Annotated in this window: 14 protein-coding genes and 2 pseudogenes; 1 reads left to right on the plus strand and 15 read right to left on the minus strand. The window is 27.2% G+C overall.

What is annotated here, in order from left to right; all coding sequences use genetic code 11:
* The 4 genes from sufC to NSA50_RS11650 all read right to left on the minus strand — a co-directional run bounded on the left by sufC (window position 1) and on the right by NSA50_RS11650 (window position 3634).
* A complete protein-coding gene (gene sufC, locus NSA50_RS11635; protein ID WP_195262565.1) occupies window positions 1-753 on the minus strand; it encodes a Fe-S cluster assembly ATPase SufC in 753 nt (250 codons plus the stop codon).
* A gap of 480 nt (window positions 754-1233) precedes the next feature.
* Entirely contained in the window at window positions 1234-1785 is a 552-nt protein-coding gene (locus NSA50_RS11640; RefSeq protein ID WP_195262566.1) for a GNAT family N-acetyltransferase, read from the minus strand.
* Between the two features lie 187 nt (window positions 1786-1972).
* Window positions 1973-2956, minus strand: a complete 984-nt coding sequence (locus tag NSA50_RS11645; protein WP_257445271.1) for an alpha/beta fold hydrolase — start codon at window positions 2954-2956, stop codon at window positions 1973-1975.
* Window positions 2957-3043: 87 nt separating this feature from the next.
* Window positions 3044-3634: an NUDIX hydrolase gene (locus NSA50_RS11650; RefSeq protein WP_195262568.1), complete on the minus strand. Its 591-nt coding sequence runs from the start codon at window positions 3632-3634 to the stop codon at window positions 3044-3046.
* Between the two features lie 212 nt (window positions 3635-3846).
* On the opposite strand from NSA50_RS11650, the gene NSA50_RS11655 reads away from it, so the two are divergent.
* Window positions 3847-4983, plus strand: coding sequence for an AI-2E family transporter (locus NSA50_RS11655; RefSeq protein WP_257445274.1), 1137 nt, complete (start codon window positions 3847-3849; stop codon window positions 4981-4983).
* 27 nt (window positions 4984-5010) lie between these two features.
* Here the strand turns inward: NSA50_RS11655 and NSA50_RS11660 are convergent, their stop codons facing one another.
* The 11 genes and pseudogenes from NSA50_RS11660 to NSA50_RS11710 all read right to left on the minus strand — a co-directional run.
* Window positions 5011-5916, minus strand: a complete 906-nt coding sequence (locus tag NSA50_RS11660; RefSeq protein ID WP_257445276.1) for a Gfo/Idh/MocA family protein — start codon at window positions 5914-5916, stop codon at window positions 5011-5013.
* A gap of 78 nt (window positions 5917-5994) precedes the next feature.
* Window positions 5995-7692 (minus strand): diguanylate cyclase, encoded by a 1698-nt coding sequence (locus NSA50_RS11665; protein WP_257445278.1) that lies wholly within the window; start codon window positions 7690-7692, stop codon window positions 5995-5997.
* 67 nt (window positions 7693-7759) lie between these two features.
* Window positions 7760-7894: a cyclic lactone autoinducer peptide gene (locus NSA50_RS11670; protein WP_257445280.1), complete on the minus strand. Its 135-nt coding sequence runs from the start codon at window positions 7892-7894 to the stop codon at window positions 7760-7762.
* Window positions 7878-8558, minus strand: coding sequence for an accessory gene regulator ArgB-like protein (locus NSA50_RS11675; protein WP_257445281.1), 681 nt, complete (start codon window positions 8556-8558; stop codon window positions 7878-7880). Before NSA50_RS11675 ends, NSA50_RS11670 begins: the two co-directional genes overlap by 17 nt.
* On the minus strand, window positions 8551-9012 hold the full coding sequence (locus NSA50_RS11680) for a hypothetical protein (RefSeq protein ID WP_257445282.1): 462 nt from the start codon (window positions 9010-9012) through the stop codon (window positions 8551-8553). The genes NSA50_RS11675 and NSA50_RS11680 overlap by 8 nt, the downstream gene beginning before the upstream one ends.
* A 37-nt stretch (window positions 9013-9049) precedes the next feature.
* On the minus strand, window positions 9050-9601 hold the full coding sequence (locus tag NSA50_RS11685; protein WP_257445283.1) for a DUF5317 domain-containing protein: 552 nt from the start codon (window positions 9599-9601) through the stop codon (window positions 9050-9052).
* 267 nt (window positions 9602-9868) lie between these two features.
* Window positions 9869-11596, minus strand: a complete 1728-nt coding sequence (locus NSA50_RS11690) for an NADH-dependent [FeFe] hydrogenase, group A6 (RefSeq protein WP_257445284.1) — start codon at window positions 11594-11596, stop codon at window positions 9869-9871.
* The gene (locus NSA50_RS11695; protein WP_257445285.1) at window positions 11597-13501 is read right to left on the minus strand and encodes an NADH-ubiquinone oxidoreductase-F iron-sulfur binding region domain-containing protein; all 1905 of its coding nucleotides are present in this window, start codon (window positions 13499-13501) and stop codon (window positions 11597-11599) included.
* 1 nt (window position 13502) lies between these two features.
* Entirely contained in the window at window positions 13503-13979 is a 477-nt protein-coding gene (locus tag NSA50_RS11700) for an NADH-quinone oxidoreductase subunit NuoE family protein (RefSeq protein ID WP_257445287.1), read from the minus strand.
* Between the two features lie 301 nt (window positions 13980-14280).
* Window positions 14281-14738: pseudogene (locus tag NSA50_RS11705) on the minus strand (S-ribosylhomocysteine lyase).
* Between the two features lie 60 nt (window positions 14739-14798).
* Window positions 14799-15259: pseudogene (locus tag NSA50_RS11710) on the minus strand (methylenetetrahydrofolate reductase); the annotation flags it as partial.
* Window positions 15260-16463 lie beyond the last annotated feature (1204 nt).

The raw sequence follows: 16463 nt of genomic DNA on the forward strand, positions 1-16463 counted from the left end.
TTACATTGCTGCTTCTGCTTTAAAAGCTTCATATCCGTTTTGTTCTATTTCTTTAGCTAATGTTGCATCTCCAGTTTTAACTATTTTTCCGTTAACTAATACATGAACATAGTCAGCCTTTAAGTTTTCAAGTATCTTTGTATTATGTGTTATTATTAACACTCCATTTTCCTCATTTGCAAACATCTTTATACCTTGTGAAACTATTCTTATAGCATCTACATCTAAACCTGAGTCAGTTTCATCTAGTATTGCTAATTTAGGACTTAGCATAAGCATTTGTAATATTTCATTTTTTTTCTTTTCTCCACCTGAGAAACCTACATTTAAATATCTCTTTGCATATTCGTTATCCATTTTTAATTCTTTCATATTATTCTTTAAATCTTTATCAAACTTTAAGAACTTAATTAATTGTCCATCCTTAGCTATTTTAGCGCTTCTTATGAAGTTTTCTACAGTTATACCTGGTACTTCTTCTGGATGTTGGAATGATAAGAATAAGCCTTTTTTAGCTCTTTCATCAGTTTTTAATTCTGTTATATCTTCACCTTCAAATGTAACTTCGCCTTCAACTTGCTTATATTTTGGATGAGCCATTAAAGTATTAGCTAATGTTGATTTTCCAGCACCATTTGGTCCCATTATAACGTGAATTTCACCTTTATTTATCTTTAAATCTAAGCCTTTAAGAATTTCTTTTCCTTCTACAGCTGTTTTTAACCCATTTATATTTAATAAAACATCATTCATATTTACATCTCCTTAATTATGTTTGAATTTATTTTAAGTATATTTAAATTAATCCTTATTATTTCACTCTGAATTAATTATATCATACTAAATTACTCAGATTTAATCAACTAGTATTTTTTTTAATTTGAACTATATTGCCTAATTATTTTCTAATAACTTATATTAGCTTTGCATTTCTAAATATCTTTTTATTTTTATATTAAAAAGATGCTCAGTCTCAGAAATCTATTTAATATAAAATTTATTCAATTTCAAGTAAGCTTTATAGTCTTAAAAAGTTAATCTCTTATTTTTATAAAGGGGCTCGCGTTTCGCGAGCCCCTTTTAAACCATTGATTCTACTTGCTTAAAGACTTTTTTAAGCTTAAATAGAAATTTTTCTTTATTATTTATATATGTGCCAAAAGAGAAGCTCAAATTAGAGCTTCTCTTGTTATAGGCCAATATTAAAATTTATTTTGATACATCCCCTACTTTTTATAATTCTTTAGCCAATACATACCTTCTTAATCCGCCATACTTAATTTTATCTTTTCTAATCTTATATCCTAAGTTTTCAAATGTATTAACACTATACTTATTATATGGTGACGCTGTTGATGTTAATAATTTAACATTATCTTCTTTAGCTATATCTTCAATTTTTTCACAAAGTATTCTTTGAAGACCATTTCCTCTATAATCACTTCTAACTACAGTTGATTCAACTTGACCAACTTTAAGCAACTTTTCTCCTTCTAGATCCAAATCATATCCGTAATTCCCTTTTTCATATCCTTTTTTTATATAAACTGCCATAGCAATTAACTCTTCTTTTTCATTTAAATAGCCTATTATTTTAGCACCTTTTTTAAAATATGCTATGAATTCATTCTTTTCTGTAGGAGCATATAATTGCTTATCTTCTAATCCATCTATTATTATATCTTGTAGCTCCATTATTTGATCTATATAGCTTAAATCTAATTCTCTATATTTTGCATCAACCCTATTCCCACTCTTATCTTTTAACTTCAGTATCTCCTGCATTTTAATATCCCTCCTTATTGTAACTTATATAATATCATATTTTTTAATAATACTATTGTTAATACTAAAAACAGGCGTATATTTTTATATAGCCTGTTTTATATAGCCTGTTTAATATAAATAATTATATTAACTGCATACTTTCAATAATTATATTAACTAATTAAATATTTTTTATAATATTATTTCAACTTTCTAAAAAATTAAATATTTTTTCTAAATAAGGAACTAGTACATCATCATTTTCTAAGTAAAGTTCATGTTTAGCATTTTCAAATCTAACTAATTCACATTTATCACATTTTTCTGAGAATCGTCTTTCTCCTCTTTCCCCAACTAAAGTATCATTTCCAGCTTGAAAAATCAAAACTGGTATCTTTATTCTTTCTATATGTTTCTTCTTAAATATATACTTAATTGCCTTTAAAGATTCATATAACCATCTGAAAGATCCCCCACCTCTTTGTATCTTTTCATTGCATACTATCTCTTTATAATATGCTCTATACCTACTTTCATTCGATGTTGATGCTAATATAAAATCGTATGTACTTTCATAAGGCATATTACCAAATATAAATTCATCGCCCTTACCAAGGCATATACTTATTTTGGCTATAGCTCTAGCTAAACAACATGGAACCTTTCCTATTGCTATTTGAAACATGGGACATGATAAAATAGCCTTACAAAAATACTCTGGATATTTTTCTATAAACATAGCACCTATTGCACCTCCCATGGAATGAGAGAATAAGTATAACCTTTTATTATTTTTAATTACTATATTGTCAAGAAACTTTTTAAAATCCTCAATATAGTAATTGAAATTCTCAACATTTACTTGTGTTTTATCCTTTACTCCTAGTTTTCCTGACCTACCGTGTCCCCTGTGCTCCATTATATAGACTGAGTATCCTTCTCTTATAAAGTAATATATTATTTCCCTGTATTTTTCTATACATTCAGTAAAGCCGTGTGCAATGACTATTTTACCTATTTCTTTTTTAGGTTTATATTTTTCATAATATATTTTCACATTATTTTCTCCAGTGAAATATCCTGATTGTTTTATATATGAAAGCTCTTTTTTCACCTTTTCTACTACATCTTCGTCCATACCAAAATTATTAAAATATTCTCTTTTATTGCTCATAATTTCGTCTCTCATTTTAGCACCTCTTATACACAATAGTCCTTAATATTTTATCTCATTTTGGAAAATTTATTAGAAAAGGTAGGGATAGTCCCTACCTTTTTAGCTTAATATAAAATTTTGCATTGCAAGCAACGCTTTAACATCTATATCTTCATTTGAATTTATAAGTTTCCTTGCTTCTTCTTTTGAAACCATTATAACTTCTATATCTTCATCATCTTCTAAGTTTTCTGATGATATTTCACCATCACATGTACATTGAACAAGTGCTATAGATTCATCAGTCATACCTGCAGATACATAAACCTTCTCCTTGGTATTTTTATAATCTATGTTTATAAGATTTAGCCCTGTTTCTTCTTTTAATTCTCTCTTTACCGCTTCTTCAAAGCTTTCATTATTATCTATAAGTCCAGCTGGTAATTCAATAATATATCCATTTATAGGAACTCTGTATTGTCTTATCATAACTAATTTATCTTCTTTTACATGTTTTGCGACTATTACAACAGCATCTATTTTATCTTCTGCTCCATGAAAATACTTATCATTTATAGTTTCCAAATCCTTCCTTGATGCTATAGTCCAGCTCCTTAAAACGCCCTTTTTATTTATGTAATCCGCGTTATATAACTTTAAATATTTTGTATCTGCTAATGTTGTTATCTTCCTTACCTGTACCTTACTCATACTCTCAACTCCATTACTATTTTAGTTCACAGTTATTATTATATATATTTAATTTTTATTTTACAAATGATTTAACCTTTATTACTGGTATTAATTCACTTATTGATTTAAAATTATATTATAATATTTTTTTGCAGTAATAATAAACAATTCTGAAATAAACTTGATTTTAATATTTTATTATATCTTAAGCAATTGGAGGATGTATAAGTTTGAAAGAAATAAACAATAAATTTAAGCAAAATATTTTACTTGGAACATATTTAATTATTCTATATTTTGTATTATTAAACATAAAGTATGTAATTAGTACATTTGGAAACATTTTAGGAATACTAAATCCATTTATCGTAGCATTTGCAATGGCATTTGTATTGAATTTGCCTATGAAATTTTTTGAAAAAAATGTATTTTATTTTTTAGATAAACAAAAATCAAGTTTTGTAAGAAATTTAAAAAGACCATTATCTATTTTAACAACATTTATTACTATTATTGGGCTTATAATAGCCTTAGCTTTATTTGTTATTCCTCAGTTAATATCAAGTGTTTCAACCTTGCTAGACACTGTCCCTGAATATATAAGGTCTTTTGAAACTTTGATAAATCAATTTATTTCATCAACTGAGATACTACAAAATTTATATGATACTTTAATGAGCACATGGAAGGAATTACTTCAATTCTTTGGAGGATTATTAACTACATCTCTTAGTAGTATATTAAACACTACAATGAACATAACTAGTGGCGTTGTTAATTTTGTTCTTTCTATAGTACTTACAATTTATATGCTAGCTAGTAAGGAAACTTTAATCTATCATTTAAAAAAGACATTGTATGCTTTTTCAAAAGAAAATATAGCATATAAAGTAATAGAAATAGGTAGACTTGCTAATGTTACTTTTGCAAAATTTATAACTGGTCAATGCATAGAAGCAGTTATATTGGGAGTTCTTTGCTTTGTAGGGATGAATATATTCTCAATGCCTTATTCATTGCTTATTAGTGTTCTTATTGGAGTAACTGCATTGATTCCGGTATTCGGAGCTTTTATTGGTACTATTCCAGCTGTATTCTTAATACTTATAATAAACCCTATACAAGCTCTATGGTTTATTGTATTTATTTTATGCTTACAACAATTTGAAGGTAATATTATTTACCCTAAAGTTGTTGGAAACTCAGTTGGGCTATCTGCAATATGGGTTATGCTTGCTATGTTAGTTGGCGGTAGTACCCTTGGATTAATAGGTATGCTAATTGGAATACCAACATTTAGCGTAGCTTATCAACTTATTAAAGAATATACTAATAAAAGATTAACAAATAAGAATATAAAAATTTAATAAAGGGATGTCTGTGACATCCCTTTATTAAATTTCATCTATTTTCTTTAAAATTTCATCACATATTTTATGAGTCTTTAAAGCATCTTCTATTGTTGGATTTGGCTGAATTCCTAGTCTTACAGAATTAATAAACTCATTTATTATACTTTCAAATCCTCTTCTGTACAAAATAGTATCCCAATCTTTAAAGTATTTATTTTCTTCTGCATTATTTATTAGCACTCTCGAATCCATTAAATTTCTAACTATTACTTTTTTCCCTGATGAAGTATATTCTAGTTCTTCTTCATTAGCTCCACTATCTCTATTCATCATAGCTATACATGTTGTATTTTTGCTAGTCATTGTAACAACAAGATTATAAATTACTCCATCTTTCTTTAATCCATTTACATTTATGTTTTCTATCTCATCACCTGTTAAAAATCTTAAAGTGTCTATAACATGAATAAAATCATCTAAAACAAACACGATTGGATCCTTTGGACTACTCAATCGATTTTTCTCTAATTTAATAACAGAAGGAATTCCATATCTTTTTAACTCTGAATACATTGGTGCAAATCTTCTATTAAATCCTACCATTAAAATTTTATTAAGCTTTTTAGCCAAATTAGAAACTCTAATACTTTCTTCATAGCTATAACTTATAGGCTTATCCACATAGACATGAATATTATTATTTAAAAGCTTCTCTATTATTTCTATATGACTTTCAGTAGCTGTATGAACAAAAGCTGCATCGATATTCATATTAATTAACTCATCAACAGTAGATACAGATTCCTTTATTCTATATTTTTTTGATAAGCTATTTAATCTTTCCTTACTACGAGTGCAAAACACAATATCTATTCCATCTAAAGCTGTAATAACAGGTAAATAAGCTTTTTCGCATATATTACCTAAACCAATTATCCCTATTCTCATCAAACACACCTCTTTAAACTATATTTTAATTACATTTTATCATAAAATAAAAGCGAGAAGATACCATTATCCCCTCACTTAAATAAGATTATCTAATCTATCTTTATTTTCTTTTATTACTTCTATAAATTTTTCTGCAATAACTGGATCAAATTGAATTCCACTAAACTTTCTTAATTCTACTATAGCTTCATCATATGTTTTCCTTTTATTATAAGGTCTATTTGAAGTCATTGCATCAAAACTATCAACAACAGTAAGTACCCTTGATAAGTAAGGAATTTCATCTTCCTTCAACGCATCTGGATAACCAGTTCCATTATATTTTTCATGGTGGTGCAATATAATTGGTACCATCTTTTCTAATGATTTTACGGGTCTTATTATTTCAACTCCACTTTCTGGATGTTGCTTTAATAGCTCCCATTCCTCTGCTGTTAATGGCATCTTCTTCATTAATATATCTTGTGCTATATTTATCTTCCCTATATCATGCATATAAGCAGAATATATTAATGTATCAGTATCAACCTTATTCAACTTTAATTTCTTTGCTAACAATCTACTATATAGCACTACTCTCTCTGAATGCCCATATGTATATCTATCCTTAGCATTGATTACACTTATTAATGTTTTAATTGATGTGACTAATTCTATATCTTTTTCTTCTATATCATTCTTAAGTTCATCTAATATTGATGTATATGTCTCAACTCTATTTTTATTAAAGAATTTTGCTCTATACAATGCATCATCAGCACTCTTTATAAGCTCTACATCATTTTTAGCTTTATCTGGATAAACAGAAACACCCATAGAAGCTGTTAAAACTCCCCTTGGCTGATTTTCTTCACCATAAAACTTAGTTTCCTCTATAGTTAATCTTAATTTGTCTGCTAATAACGTAGCCTCTTCTTCTGTAGTATTTGGTAATATCACAGCAAATTCTTCTCCCCCGTATCTCGCTGCAATATCATCTTCCCTTATATTATTTTTTAATAAACTACCAATAGTTCTTAAAACTTCGTCTCCCTTTTGATGTCCATATAAATCGTTATAATGCTTAAAATAATCTATATCAACAAATATCATAGAAGTAGGTTCTTTATACTTCTCTGATAATGTTATTTTCTCTTTCAATGCATCATGGAAATATCTATGATTAAATACTCCTGTTAGTCCATCCTTATTTACTAATTCTTCTAACCTATTAATATGTTCCCCTTCAATTTTAACATAAAATCCCAGTGGCCAAGCTGTAAGAAGAAAAATCCCTGATAATATCAAGTCATTTTGAAAATGCTTATTCACATCAACATTTGGCATGCAAATAATATCCATTATAAGTATTGCTAATGAAGATATTGACGCTATAGTTAACCCACTTCTTAATCCAGACTGTATTGTAACACTTGTAATTATAAATAAAAATATAACTTTATATTCACTTTCATTTGCGCCAGAAAATATTATAGCTATTAAAAATATTAACATAAATAATATATTTTCGATCCATATTGTAAATTTTAAATTTTTACTTTTCACTTTTGAACTTCCAGAAAAGGACCAAACTACATATATGAAAAGTAATAAAACAGTTCCTACTCCAACCGCCATAAATATAAATTGTTTATTAACTAATCCATCTAAAACTTTATTATCTTGGAAAAAATATTGGAAGAATATAATAGCTGTGAACATTAATGACGATAGTTTTACTACCGACACCATATCATTTATTTGTTTTCTTTTATTATGCTTGATACTATTCACATTATTCACCTCATATACACTTTAATAATAAAGATCGGAATGAAACCGATCTTTATTATTATCTATCTTACTCATCTCTTAAGCATTTTGGTTCTTCTGGTTGATATGCAGCCCAATAGCAAGCTGATGTAGCAACTGTAGAAGCAATAACTGTAGCAAATGCTGCAATAGCCATTAATATTTTATTATTTATCTTTCTCATTTTTACTCCCCTCCTTCCAAAAACTTAAAACTTTTATTAAAAAAGTATCAATCAAATTAATTATATAATGCCCAGTATTTGTAAGTGTAAATACTTGCCAAACTACTCCAACATAAATACATATTGAATATATTAGTAATATTTCACTACTATTTGCTTTATATAATAATAAATTTATAATTATTATAAGCATATAAATAACTAAGGTTATAATTGATGCTTTTTTTAATCTTTTTATCTTTTCTAACTTTTTTATCGGCTTATTAGGAGTATCTACAGGTGCTAACTTATATGTTATCAATAACGAAACTGTAAAAATAATAATACCTAAAGCAATAACATAATTAATATTAGGTACAATTTTTGACAATAAACTAGATGGTATTACAGCAATTAATACTCCTATTATTGCACAATTTAACGATGTTCTAGCATGGGCTCCCCCTGAAGATCTTCTAAAAATACTTATAGTAAATGATATAATCAAAGATTCTATCATTACATTAAATATGTATCCAAATATGACTACTAATAAAACAGATATAAACATATGAATTAATGCATGTAAACCATATTCTATTATCTCAGTTTTTTCATCTTCTAATCTTAATTCATCTTTCAAATTATAGGCTATATTTTTTGATAATTTTTCAATATTATACATCTATAAATTCATCTCTCTTTTTGAAAATTTTATAAAATGTTAATACTATCAATCCTGCTATAATTAACGATGGCAATCCTAGTATTGTTTTATATATAGGATCTTTAAATAACATTTCAAAATTAGGTATAAGCTTTATTATTACCATATTAATTCCTTCTGATAAGAATTGTATTACATATATAAATATAATACTTCTTATTACTCTTGCTACATCAATCTTATTATATAACATAGTAAAAAATACTAAAAATAACATTGATAATATAGTATGTACCCCATAACTTATTGGAAGCATTCTTATTATATATATTAAAGTAGACAGTATTAAACTAGATACTATGTACTTTTTCTTATTTATTCTTACTTTTGAAAATACATAAATAGCAAATATAAAAAGAAATCCCTCCGGTAATACCCTTAAGAAAAACTCTATTGGTTGTAATTTTAACATGACTTCTCTCCTTCTTATGAGTTCTTTAATAAAATAATTATATTATTTTCTCTTTTGATGTATTTAGTTGTTTTACTACATTATAAATTACAAGAAATACATAAACTCTTATAAATATATCACCTATACTAAGCACACTATATCCAATATCAAATATATCAGTTAGTAACTTCAATTTAGTAGTATAATCTCCTAATATATGTATATCATTTACTTTATCAAAGGCTTCTATCTTGGCATATCCAGTAAAAAAAGATAGTGTTGGAAAAACTGGCATAAATCCATTATTAGCAGATATGGCTATATCATTTAATAATCCTCCAATAATAACAAATATAGAACCTATTATAGCTGATATGTATTGCCTATATTTAAATATCATTGGTAAATATGAACATAAATATAATGTTTTTAATATTCCTACATAATTTATTACCCAGTAATTTTCCATAAGTATATTAGCTTGTACAAACAAATATACTAATTCCATAAATAGTACTGGATATATTGTCCAACTTTTAAATAAAGGCTTTATTTTTAATTTTTTTATTTTACAAAATATTAAAGAAATTAATATTGTTTCAATCATAAAATGCCCTTTCGATTATTATTATTTAGTAGTCTATTAAAAAAATATATCTTTAGTATGATTACATAATAATTATACTATCACCTGTTATTCTTTTCCATAGTTTTTTTCTAATTAAAACGTTTTTTTGATATTTTTCCCAATATTTTGTTTTTTCTGATTAATTTTATTAGAATAAAAGGGAAACTTACCGTTTCCCTTTATATTGTATAATTAATTCTTAATACATTTTATAATATAGTTAACTATATTATATCTATCATTTAATTAGTTCTTTTTATAATTAATGTGTAAAATATGATGAGCAATATAACTATTTGGTTTTTGTAAATAATCCTTATATAACTTTTGTATCATAGGGTTCTCATGAGCTTTTCTAATAATTTTATTTTTATCTTCGTTATATATTGCATTCATTCTCTTTTTCAATATATCTCTATTTGACTTTATAAAAGGTTGTCCTCCTCCATCAATACATCCTCCAGAACACGCCATTACCTCTATAAAATGATATTTTGAATTTCCAGCTTTAATTTCATCCATTATTTTTTTTGCATTTCCTAATGAGCTAATAACTGCTATATTAATTTCTTTTCCATTTAGGTCTATCTTAGCTTCTTTAATTCCTTCTAACCCTCTAACATTTTCAAAGTCAATTTGTTTTAATTCCTGACCAGTTATCCATTCATAAGCAGTTCTAAGTGCAGCTTCCATTACCCCTCCACTAGTTCCAAAAATAGTACCGGCTCCACTTGACATTCCTAAAGGATTATCAAATTCTGAATCCTTTAAATTAACTATATCTATTCCAGCCTCTTTTATAATTTTAGCAAGTTCTCTTGTAGTTATTACTAAATCTACATCTTTTATACCATCAATGCCTTTCATTTCTGCTCTGTTTGCCTCATGTTTTTTAGCTATACATGGCATTATAGATACTACAGTTAAATTTTCTCTTTTTACAGACAACTCTTGAGGAAGATAATTTTTAGCTATAGCTCCAAACATTTGTTGAGGCGATTTACAGCTAGATACCAGATTAATATTTTCATAATAATTAGTTTCAGCATAATTTACCCAAGCTGGACAGCAACTAGTTATAAGTGGTAAGTTTTCTCCCAAAGTAATTCTTTCAATAAATTCATTAGCTTCCTCCATTATAGTTAAATCAGCTGCAAAATTAGTATCAAAAACAGAATCAAAAGATAATAATTTCAGTGCAGTTACAATTTTTCCTGTTGATAATTTACCAGGCTCTAACCCAAATTCTTCTGCAAGTGCATATCTAACTGCTGGTGCAATTTGAGCTATAACATATTTATTATTATCATCTAAAACTTCCCATATTTTTTTATAATCACTTTTTTCTCTTAATGCTCCTGTAGGACAAACTGCTACACATTGTCCACAATAAGTACAGTTTGTATCCTTTATCGAATCATTTGAAAATGTTGATACATTGGTTTCAAATCCTCTATTAGCTATTGTTATTGCATGTACCTTTTGTATATCATTACAAGCAGTTACACATCTTCTGCATAAGATACACTTTTCTCTATCTCTAATAAATCCATCAGAAATATCTAGGTCAAATTTTACCTTTTCGCCTTTATACTTATTTTCATCTATTCCTAAATCAGAAGCTAATTTTTGCAACTCACAATTCATATTCTTATCACAATTTAAACAATCTTTAGGATGATTTGATAATAATAACTCTACTATAGTTTTTCTTGCTCTAATTGATTTTAATGAATTAGTTTTTATTGACATTCCTTCTCTTACTTCAGTTGCACATGATGGTACCAATCCATCTCTACCTTCTACTTCAACAACACATACTCTACAAGTCCCCTTGCAGTTTCTTGTATTTCCATCAACCATATACATATGACATAGTGTTGGTAAATTTATATTAAGTTTTTTTGCAGCATCTAAAATACTAGTTCCTCTTTCTACCTCTATATTAATTCCATTTATCTTAATATTAACCATTTAAAATTCACCTCCTAAGCTAGTTTTTATTATAGCTTTAGTTGGACATGCTTCGAAACATAAACCACATCTTATACACTTATCAATATCAATAGTATGCTTTTCTCTAATTTTTCCTTTAATAGCTAATACAGGACATGCTCTTAAGCATTTAGTACATCCAATACAACTATCTGTAACTTCATATTTTACTAGCCCTTTACACACACCTGCACTACATTTTTTATTTATTACATGTTCCTTATATTCATTATTGAAGAACTTTAAAGTACTTAATACTGGATTTGGTGCTGCTTCTCCAAGCCCGCAAAGAGATGCATCTTTAACAACTTCACATAGTTCACTCATTTTCTCTAAGTCTTCTTCTACTGCAGTCCCATCAGTAATTTTCTTTAATAATTCTAGTATCCTTTTATTCCCTATTCTACAAGGAGTACATTTACCACAAGACTCATCAACACTGAACTCTAAATAGAACTTAGCTATATCAACCATACAATTATCTTCGTCCATTACTATCATTCCGCCAGAACCCATCATTGATCCAATTGAAGTTAGGGTATCGTATTCTATAGGTAAGTCCAAGTAATCTGCTGGGATACATCCCCCTGAAGGGCCTCCTGTTTGTATAGCTTTTAACGATTTATTATCAACAATTCCACCGCCTATTTCATAAATTATATCTTTTAATGGTGTTCCCATTGGGATTTCTACTAAACCTACATTATTAATATTTCCTGCTAAAGCGAAAACTTTAGTTCCTGTAGATTTTTCTGCTCCTATTGAGCTATACCATTTAGCCCCATTGTTAATAATTTGACTAACATTCGCGAAAGTTTCCACATTATTAACACATGTTGGTCTTTGCCATAATCCTTTTTCTGAAGTTCTTGGTGGCTTCATTGTTGGTTCCCCTCTTAATCCTTCAATCGAATGAATTAATGCCGTAGCTTCACCACAAACAAATGCCCCTGCTCCATATTTTATTTCAATCTCAAAATTAAATCCCGTATTTAATATATTGTTTCCTAGAAGCCCTATTTCTCTTGCTTGCTTTAAAGCTATTTTTAATCTGTGAACAGCTAATGGATATTCTGCTCTTATATAAATATATCCCTTATTAGCTCCAATTGCATACCCACAAATAGCCATTGCTTCTAATACAGAATTGGGATCTCCCTCTAATATTGCTCTATCCATAAATGCTCCTGGATCACCTTCATCAGCATTACAAATTACATATTTTATATCACCCTCTGCTCTTCTAGCAGCTTCCCACTTCCTTCCTGTTGGAAATCCTCCACCGCCTCTTCCTCTAAGTCCAGATTCGCTTATTTCTTTTATAACATCTTCTTGAGTCATAGTTGATAGTACCTTTCCAAGTGCTGTATAAGCTCCTACCCCCAAAGCATCTTCCATGTTTTCAGGATCTATAACTCCACAATTTTTTAGTGCTATTTTTACTTGTTTTTTATAAAAAGGTATCTCCTCTTTTATTTTTATTTTTTCCTTAGTTTCTTCATTTTCATAAAGTAATCTTTCAACAATCGTTCCTTTAAGAATATGACTTTCTACTATTTCTTTTACATCTTCTTCACTTACCTTTATATAAAATACCTTATCAGGCATAATTTCTATTACAGGACCTTTTGCACAGAACCCAAAGCACCCTGTCATTATTACCTTTACGTCTTCTTGTAAATTTAATCTTGTTATTTCTTCATTAAATGCTTTAAAAATATTATCAGCATTTGAAGCTTTACACCCAGGTCCTCCACAAATTAATATATGTCTTTCTTTTATTTCAGTCTTATTAAATTTTTCTGGATTTTTTCTAACCTCTATTTTCTTTTTACATTCTTCATATTTATTTAATAAATCATTATAAGTATTTATTTTCTCCATATTAGCCTTGCTCCCTTAAATTATTTATTAATTCATTTACCTGAGGTTTAGTAAAATATCCATAAACTTTATCATTTACAAGTACGACTGGTGCTATGGCGCATGAACCTACACACCTTAATGTATCTAAAGTAAATAACCCATCTTCAGTTGTTTCTCCTTCTTTTATTCCTAGAATTTTTTTAAAATCCTCTAGTATATCGCAAGCTCCTCTAACAAAACAAGCTGTTCCAGTACATATACTTATTACATGTTTTCCTTTTGGCTCTGTAGAAAAATATGAGTAAAAAGTTATTACCCCATATACCTTAGATACTGGTATCTTTAATCTATCTGCTATATATTCCTGTACCTCTCTTCCTAAATACCCATATAATCCTTGTGCATGATGTAATACTGCAATTAAGGAACTTTCATCATCGTTTCCTTCGCTGATAAACAATTCCAAATCCTTAAATTTACCACATTTGTCTCTCAAATTATCTCCCCCACTTTGTAATATTTGAAATTTTCTAAATTTTCTAATAATTAAATGTTATCATATTTATATTTATTTTAAAATATATAAAAGATTACTCATTACAATATATTTTACTAACTCCTATAGATTAAAATTTTATACTTTCTTGCCCCCCTTATATATTAAGAAAATCAAAAAGTTGTATTCTAACTTTTACATATTAGAATACAACTCCTATATATCACACTATATTTTTATTCATAAATAAATTACTATATGTCTTATACTTAAAATACATTTATAAATCTATATGCAAACTTTATTTTTCTCCATATATATTTAATGAAAAACCTTTTTCTAAAGCGTCTTTAGCATACTCCTTTGCTCCAAATAATGATAAGTCTCTATAATTTCCACATTGAATTTCATTAGCTGCTGGTATTTCTGTTGCATTTAAAACTTCTCTTAATGATAATTCTAATGCTTCTTTTATTTCAGAGGCTTCTCTATCTACCCATATACTTAAATAAAAACCTGTTCTGCACCCATTGGTGATAAATCTATTATTCCTTCTAATCTATTTCTTAATTCATGTGCTAGAAGATGTTCTAATCCATGCATAGCAGCTGTTCCAAATGACTCTTTATTTGGCTGTAAAAACCTAATATCAAACTTTGTTACATTATCTCCCTTTTTCCCTGAAAGCAAACAGCACTTTCTTATATAAGGTGCCTTAACTATTCTGTGATTTAACTCAAAACTCTCTACTTTTTCCATTTTACATCTTCCATATAACCATATTATTTATATTTATTATTACCCTTATTAATATATTAACTAATTTATTACTCTTTCACAATTATTTATAGTATCTAATATAGAAAATATACTTGTACTTATTCTTTTTGCAACATATGAATTATTCATAGTATATAAGTGAATTCCCTCTACTCCACTTGATATCAAATCCACTATCTGCTCTGTAGCATATGCAATTCCAGCATCTCTTAATGCTTCAGGATTAAATTCATATTTACTCATTATCTTAATAATTTTTTTTGGTAAATTAGCTCCACATAGTGAAACTATTCTTTTTATTTGCTTAGTATTTATAACTGGCATTATACCTGCTTGTACTGGAATATTTATATTATACTTTTCTTTTTGATCTAAAAAATTATAAAAGTACTCATTATCAAAAAATAACTGAGAAATTAAATGCGTGGCACCAGCTTCTTGTTTTTTCTTTAGATTATCAAATCATTTTCTAAACTTTTACTATCTAAATGCCCTACAGGTTAATATACATAAGTATAAATAAATAGCAAATCACAAAGTGTATTAGCTAATATATAATCTAATATATTAATTCTAAATAACTATATATAGATTGTAGTTCATGCTGACCTTTTTAAAAAGTTTATTTTGATACTTTTATATTTTACTTTATAATTACAAAAAAGAGTAATTATAATGCCAACTGCTCTTAAAAATATATTTTTAAAGGCTACTATATTTTTTGAAATAAATTATATGTATATCATCTTAATTTTTAAGATATACTATTACTATAAAGACCTTTTAAATCATTTTATTATTTTTAACATTCTCTTCGGCAACATACTTAATTGTATGTTGCTTTTCATTATATTTAGACATGAAAAAAAGCACCCAGCATAAACCGAGTGCTCCATGGATAGATATTGAAAAAGGTATCTAATACTTATTAACAATTAATATATATATATGCATATTTAACTTATGGTTGAAAGTATGTATGAATGATATATTAAATCAATATAAATCATTATTTCTTTATAATTAGTTAATAAGTATTATAGCTTAATTATAACCAAATTTCCTACTTCTTGAAATAATCTTTAGCGTACTTATATTATTGTTTCACGACTTCAATATACGAAAATAGCACCTAGTTTATACTAAGTGCTACTCCCAAACTAACAAATGAAATAATCCTTACTTTGATGTATCTTCCTTTTAATTATATCTACTTTTATTCAATTTTTAAACACCTTTTTACGTATCTTCCTTATCTTCTCACGAATTAATTAATAGCCTTCACATTAATTAACTTTCTGAATAATTTATATGTATAATATACTCTACTTTAGATAATACTATTATTTCTCGAATTTTTTACTATTTTTTATCAATCTCTTCTTAATCGGTAGCATTCATAATTTGTATGTTGCCGATTTTTATTTTATTATATATATTTCCTCTTAATCATTTCTTTTGCTATATCTTTAATTTTATTTTCAAGAAATCTTGCAATTAATAAGATTGACATATATTAAATATCATGTTAATCTTTTGTTACGCATTTATTTAAAAGTAAATTCTTACAATCATTTAAGGGGCTGTTGCAAAATGATTTTTAATCATTTTGTAGCAACCTCTTTTTTTGCATTTTAAAATTGATATTTTAGGGGTTATAATAAAAACATACTATGAAATATCTGGTTAAATATTTATTTTGTT

It is taken from the genome of Clostridium mucosae, from assembly GCF_024622765.1.
GTDB lineage: Bacteria > Bacillota > Clostridia > Clostridiales > Clostridiaceae > Clostridium.

Coding starts and splice junctions, on each gene's coding strand:
- NSA50_RS11640 (WP_195262566.1), bottom strand. CDS start 1,785: ATGCAGGAGATACTGAAGTTAAAAGATAAGAGTGGGAATAGGGTTGAT.
- NSA50_RS11675 (WP_257445281.1), bottom strand. CDS start 8,558: ATGTATAATATTGAAAAATTATCAAAAAATATAGCCTATAATTTGAAA.
- sufC (WP_195262565.1), bottom strand. CDS start 753: ATGAATGATGTTTTATTAAATATAAATGGGTTAAAAACAGCTGTAGAA.
- NSA50_RS11695 (WP_257445285.1), bottom strand. CDS start 13,501: ATGGAGAAAATAAATACTTATAATGATTTATTAAATAAATATGAAGAA.
- NSA50_RS11685 (WP_257445283.1), bottom strand. CDS start 9,601: ATGATTGAAACAATATTAATTTCTTTAATATTTTGTAAAATAAAAAAA.
- NSA50_RS11650 (WP_195262568.1), bottom strand. CDS start 3,634: ATGAGTAAGGTACAGGTAAGGAAGATAACAACATTAGCAGATACAAAA.
- NSA50_RS11680 (WP_257445282.1), bottom strand. CDS start 9,012: ATGTTAAAATTACAACCAATAGAGTTTTTCTTAAGGGTATTACCGGAG.
- NSA50_RS11645 (WP_257445271.1), bottom strand. CDS start 2,956: ATGAGAGACGAAATTATGAGCAATAAAAGAGAATATTTTAATAATTTT.
- NSA50_RS11660 (WP_257445276.1), bottom strand. CDS start 5,916: ATGAGAATAGGGATAATTGGTTTAGGTAATATATGCGAAAAAGCTTAT.
- NSA50_RS11670 (WP_257445280.1), bottom strand. CDS start 7,894: ATGAGAAAGATAAATAATAAAATATTAATGGCTATTGCAGCATTTGCT.
- NSA50_RS11690 (WP_257445284.1), bottom strand. CDS start 11,596: ATGGTTAATATTAAGATAAATGGAATTAATATAGAGGTAGAAAGAGGA.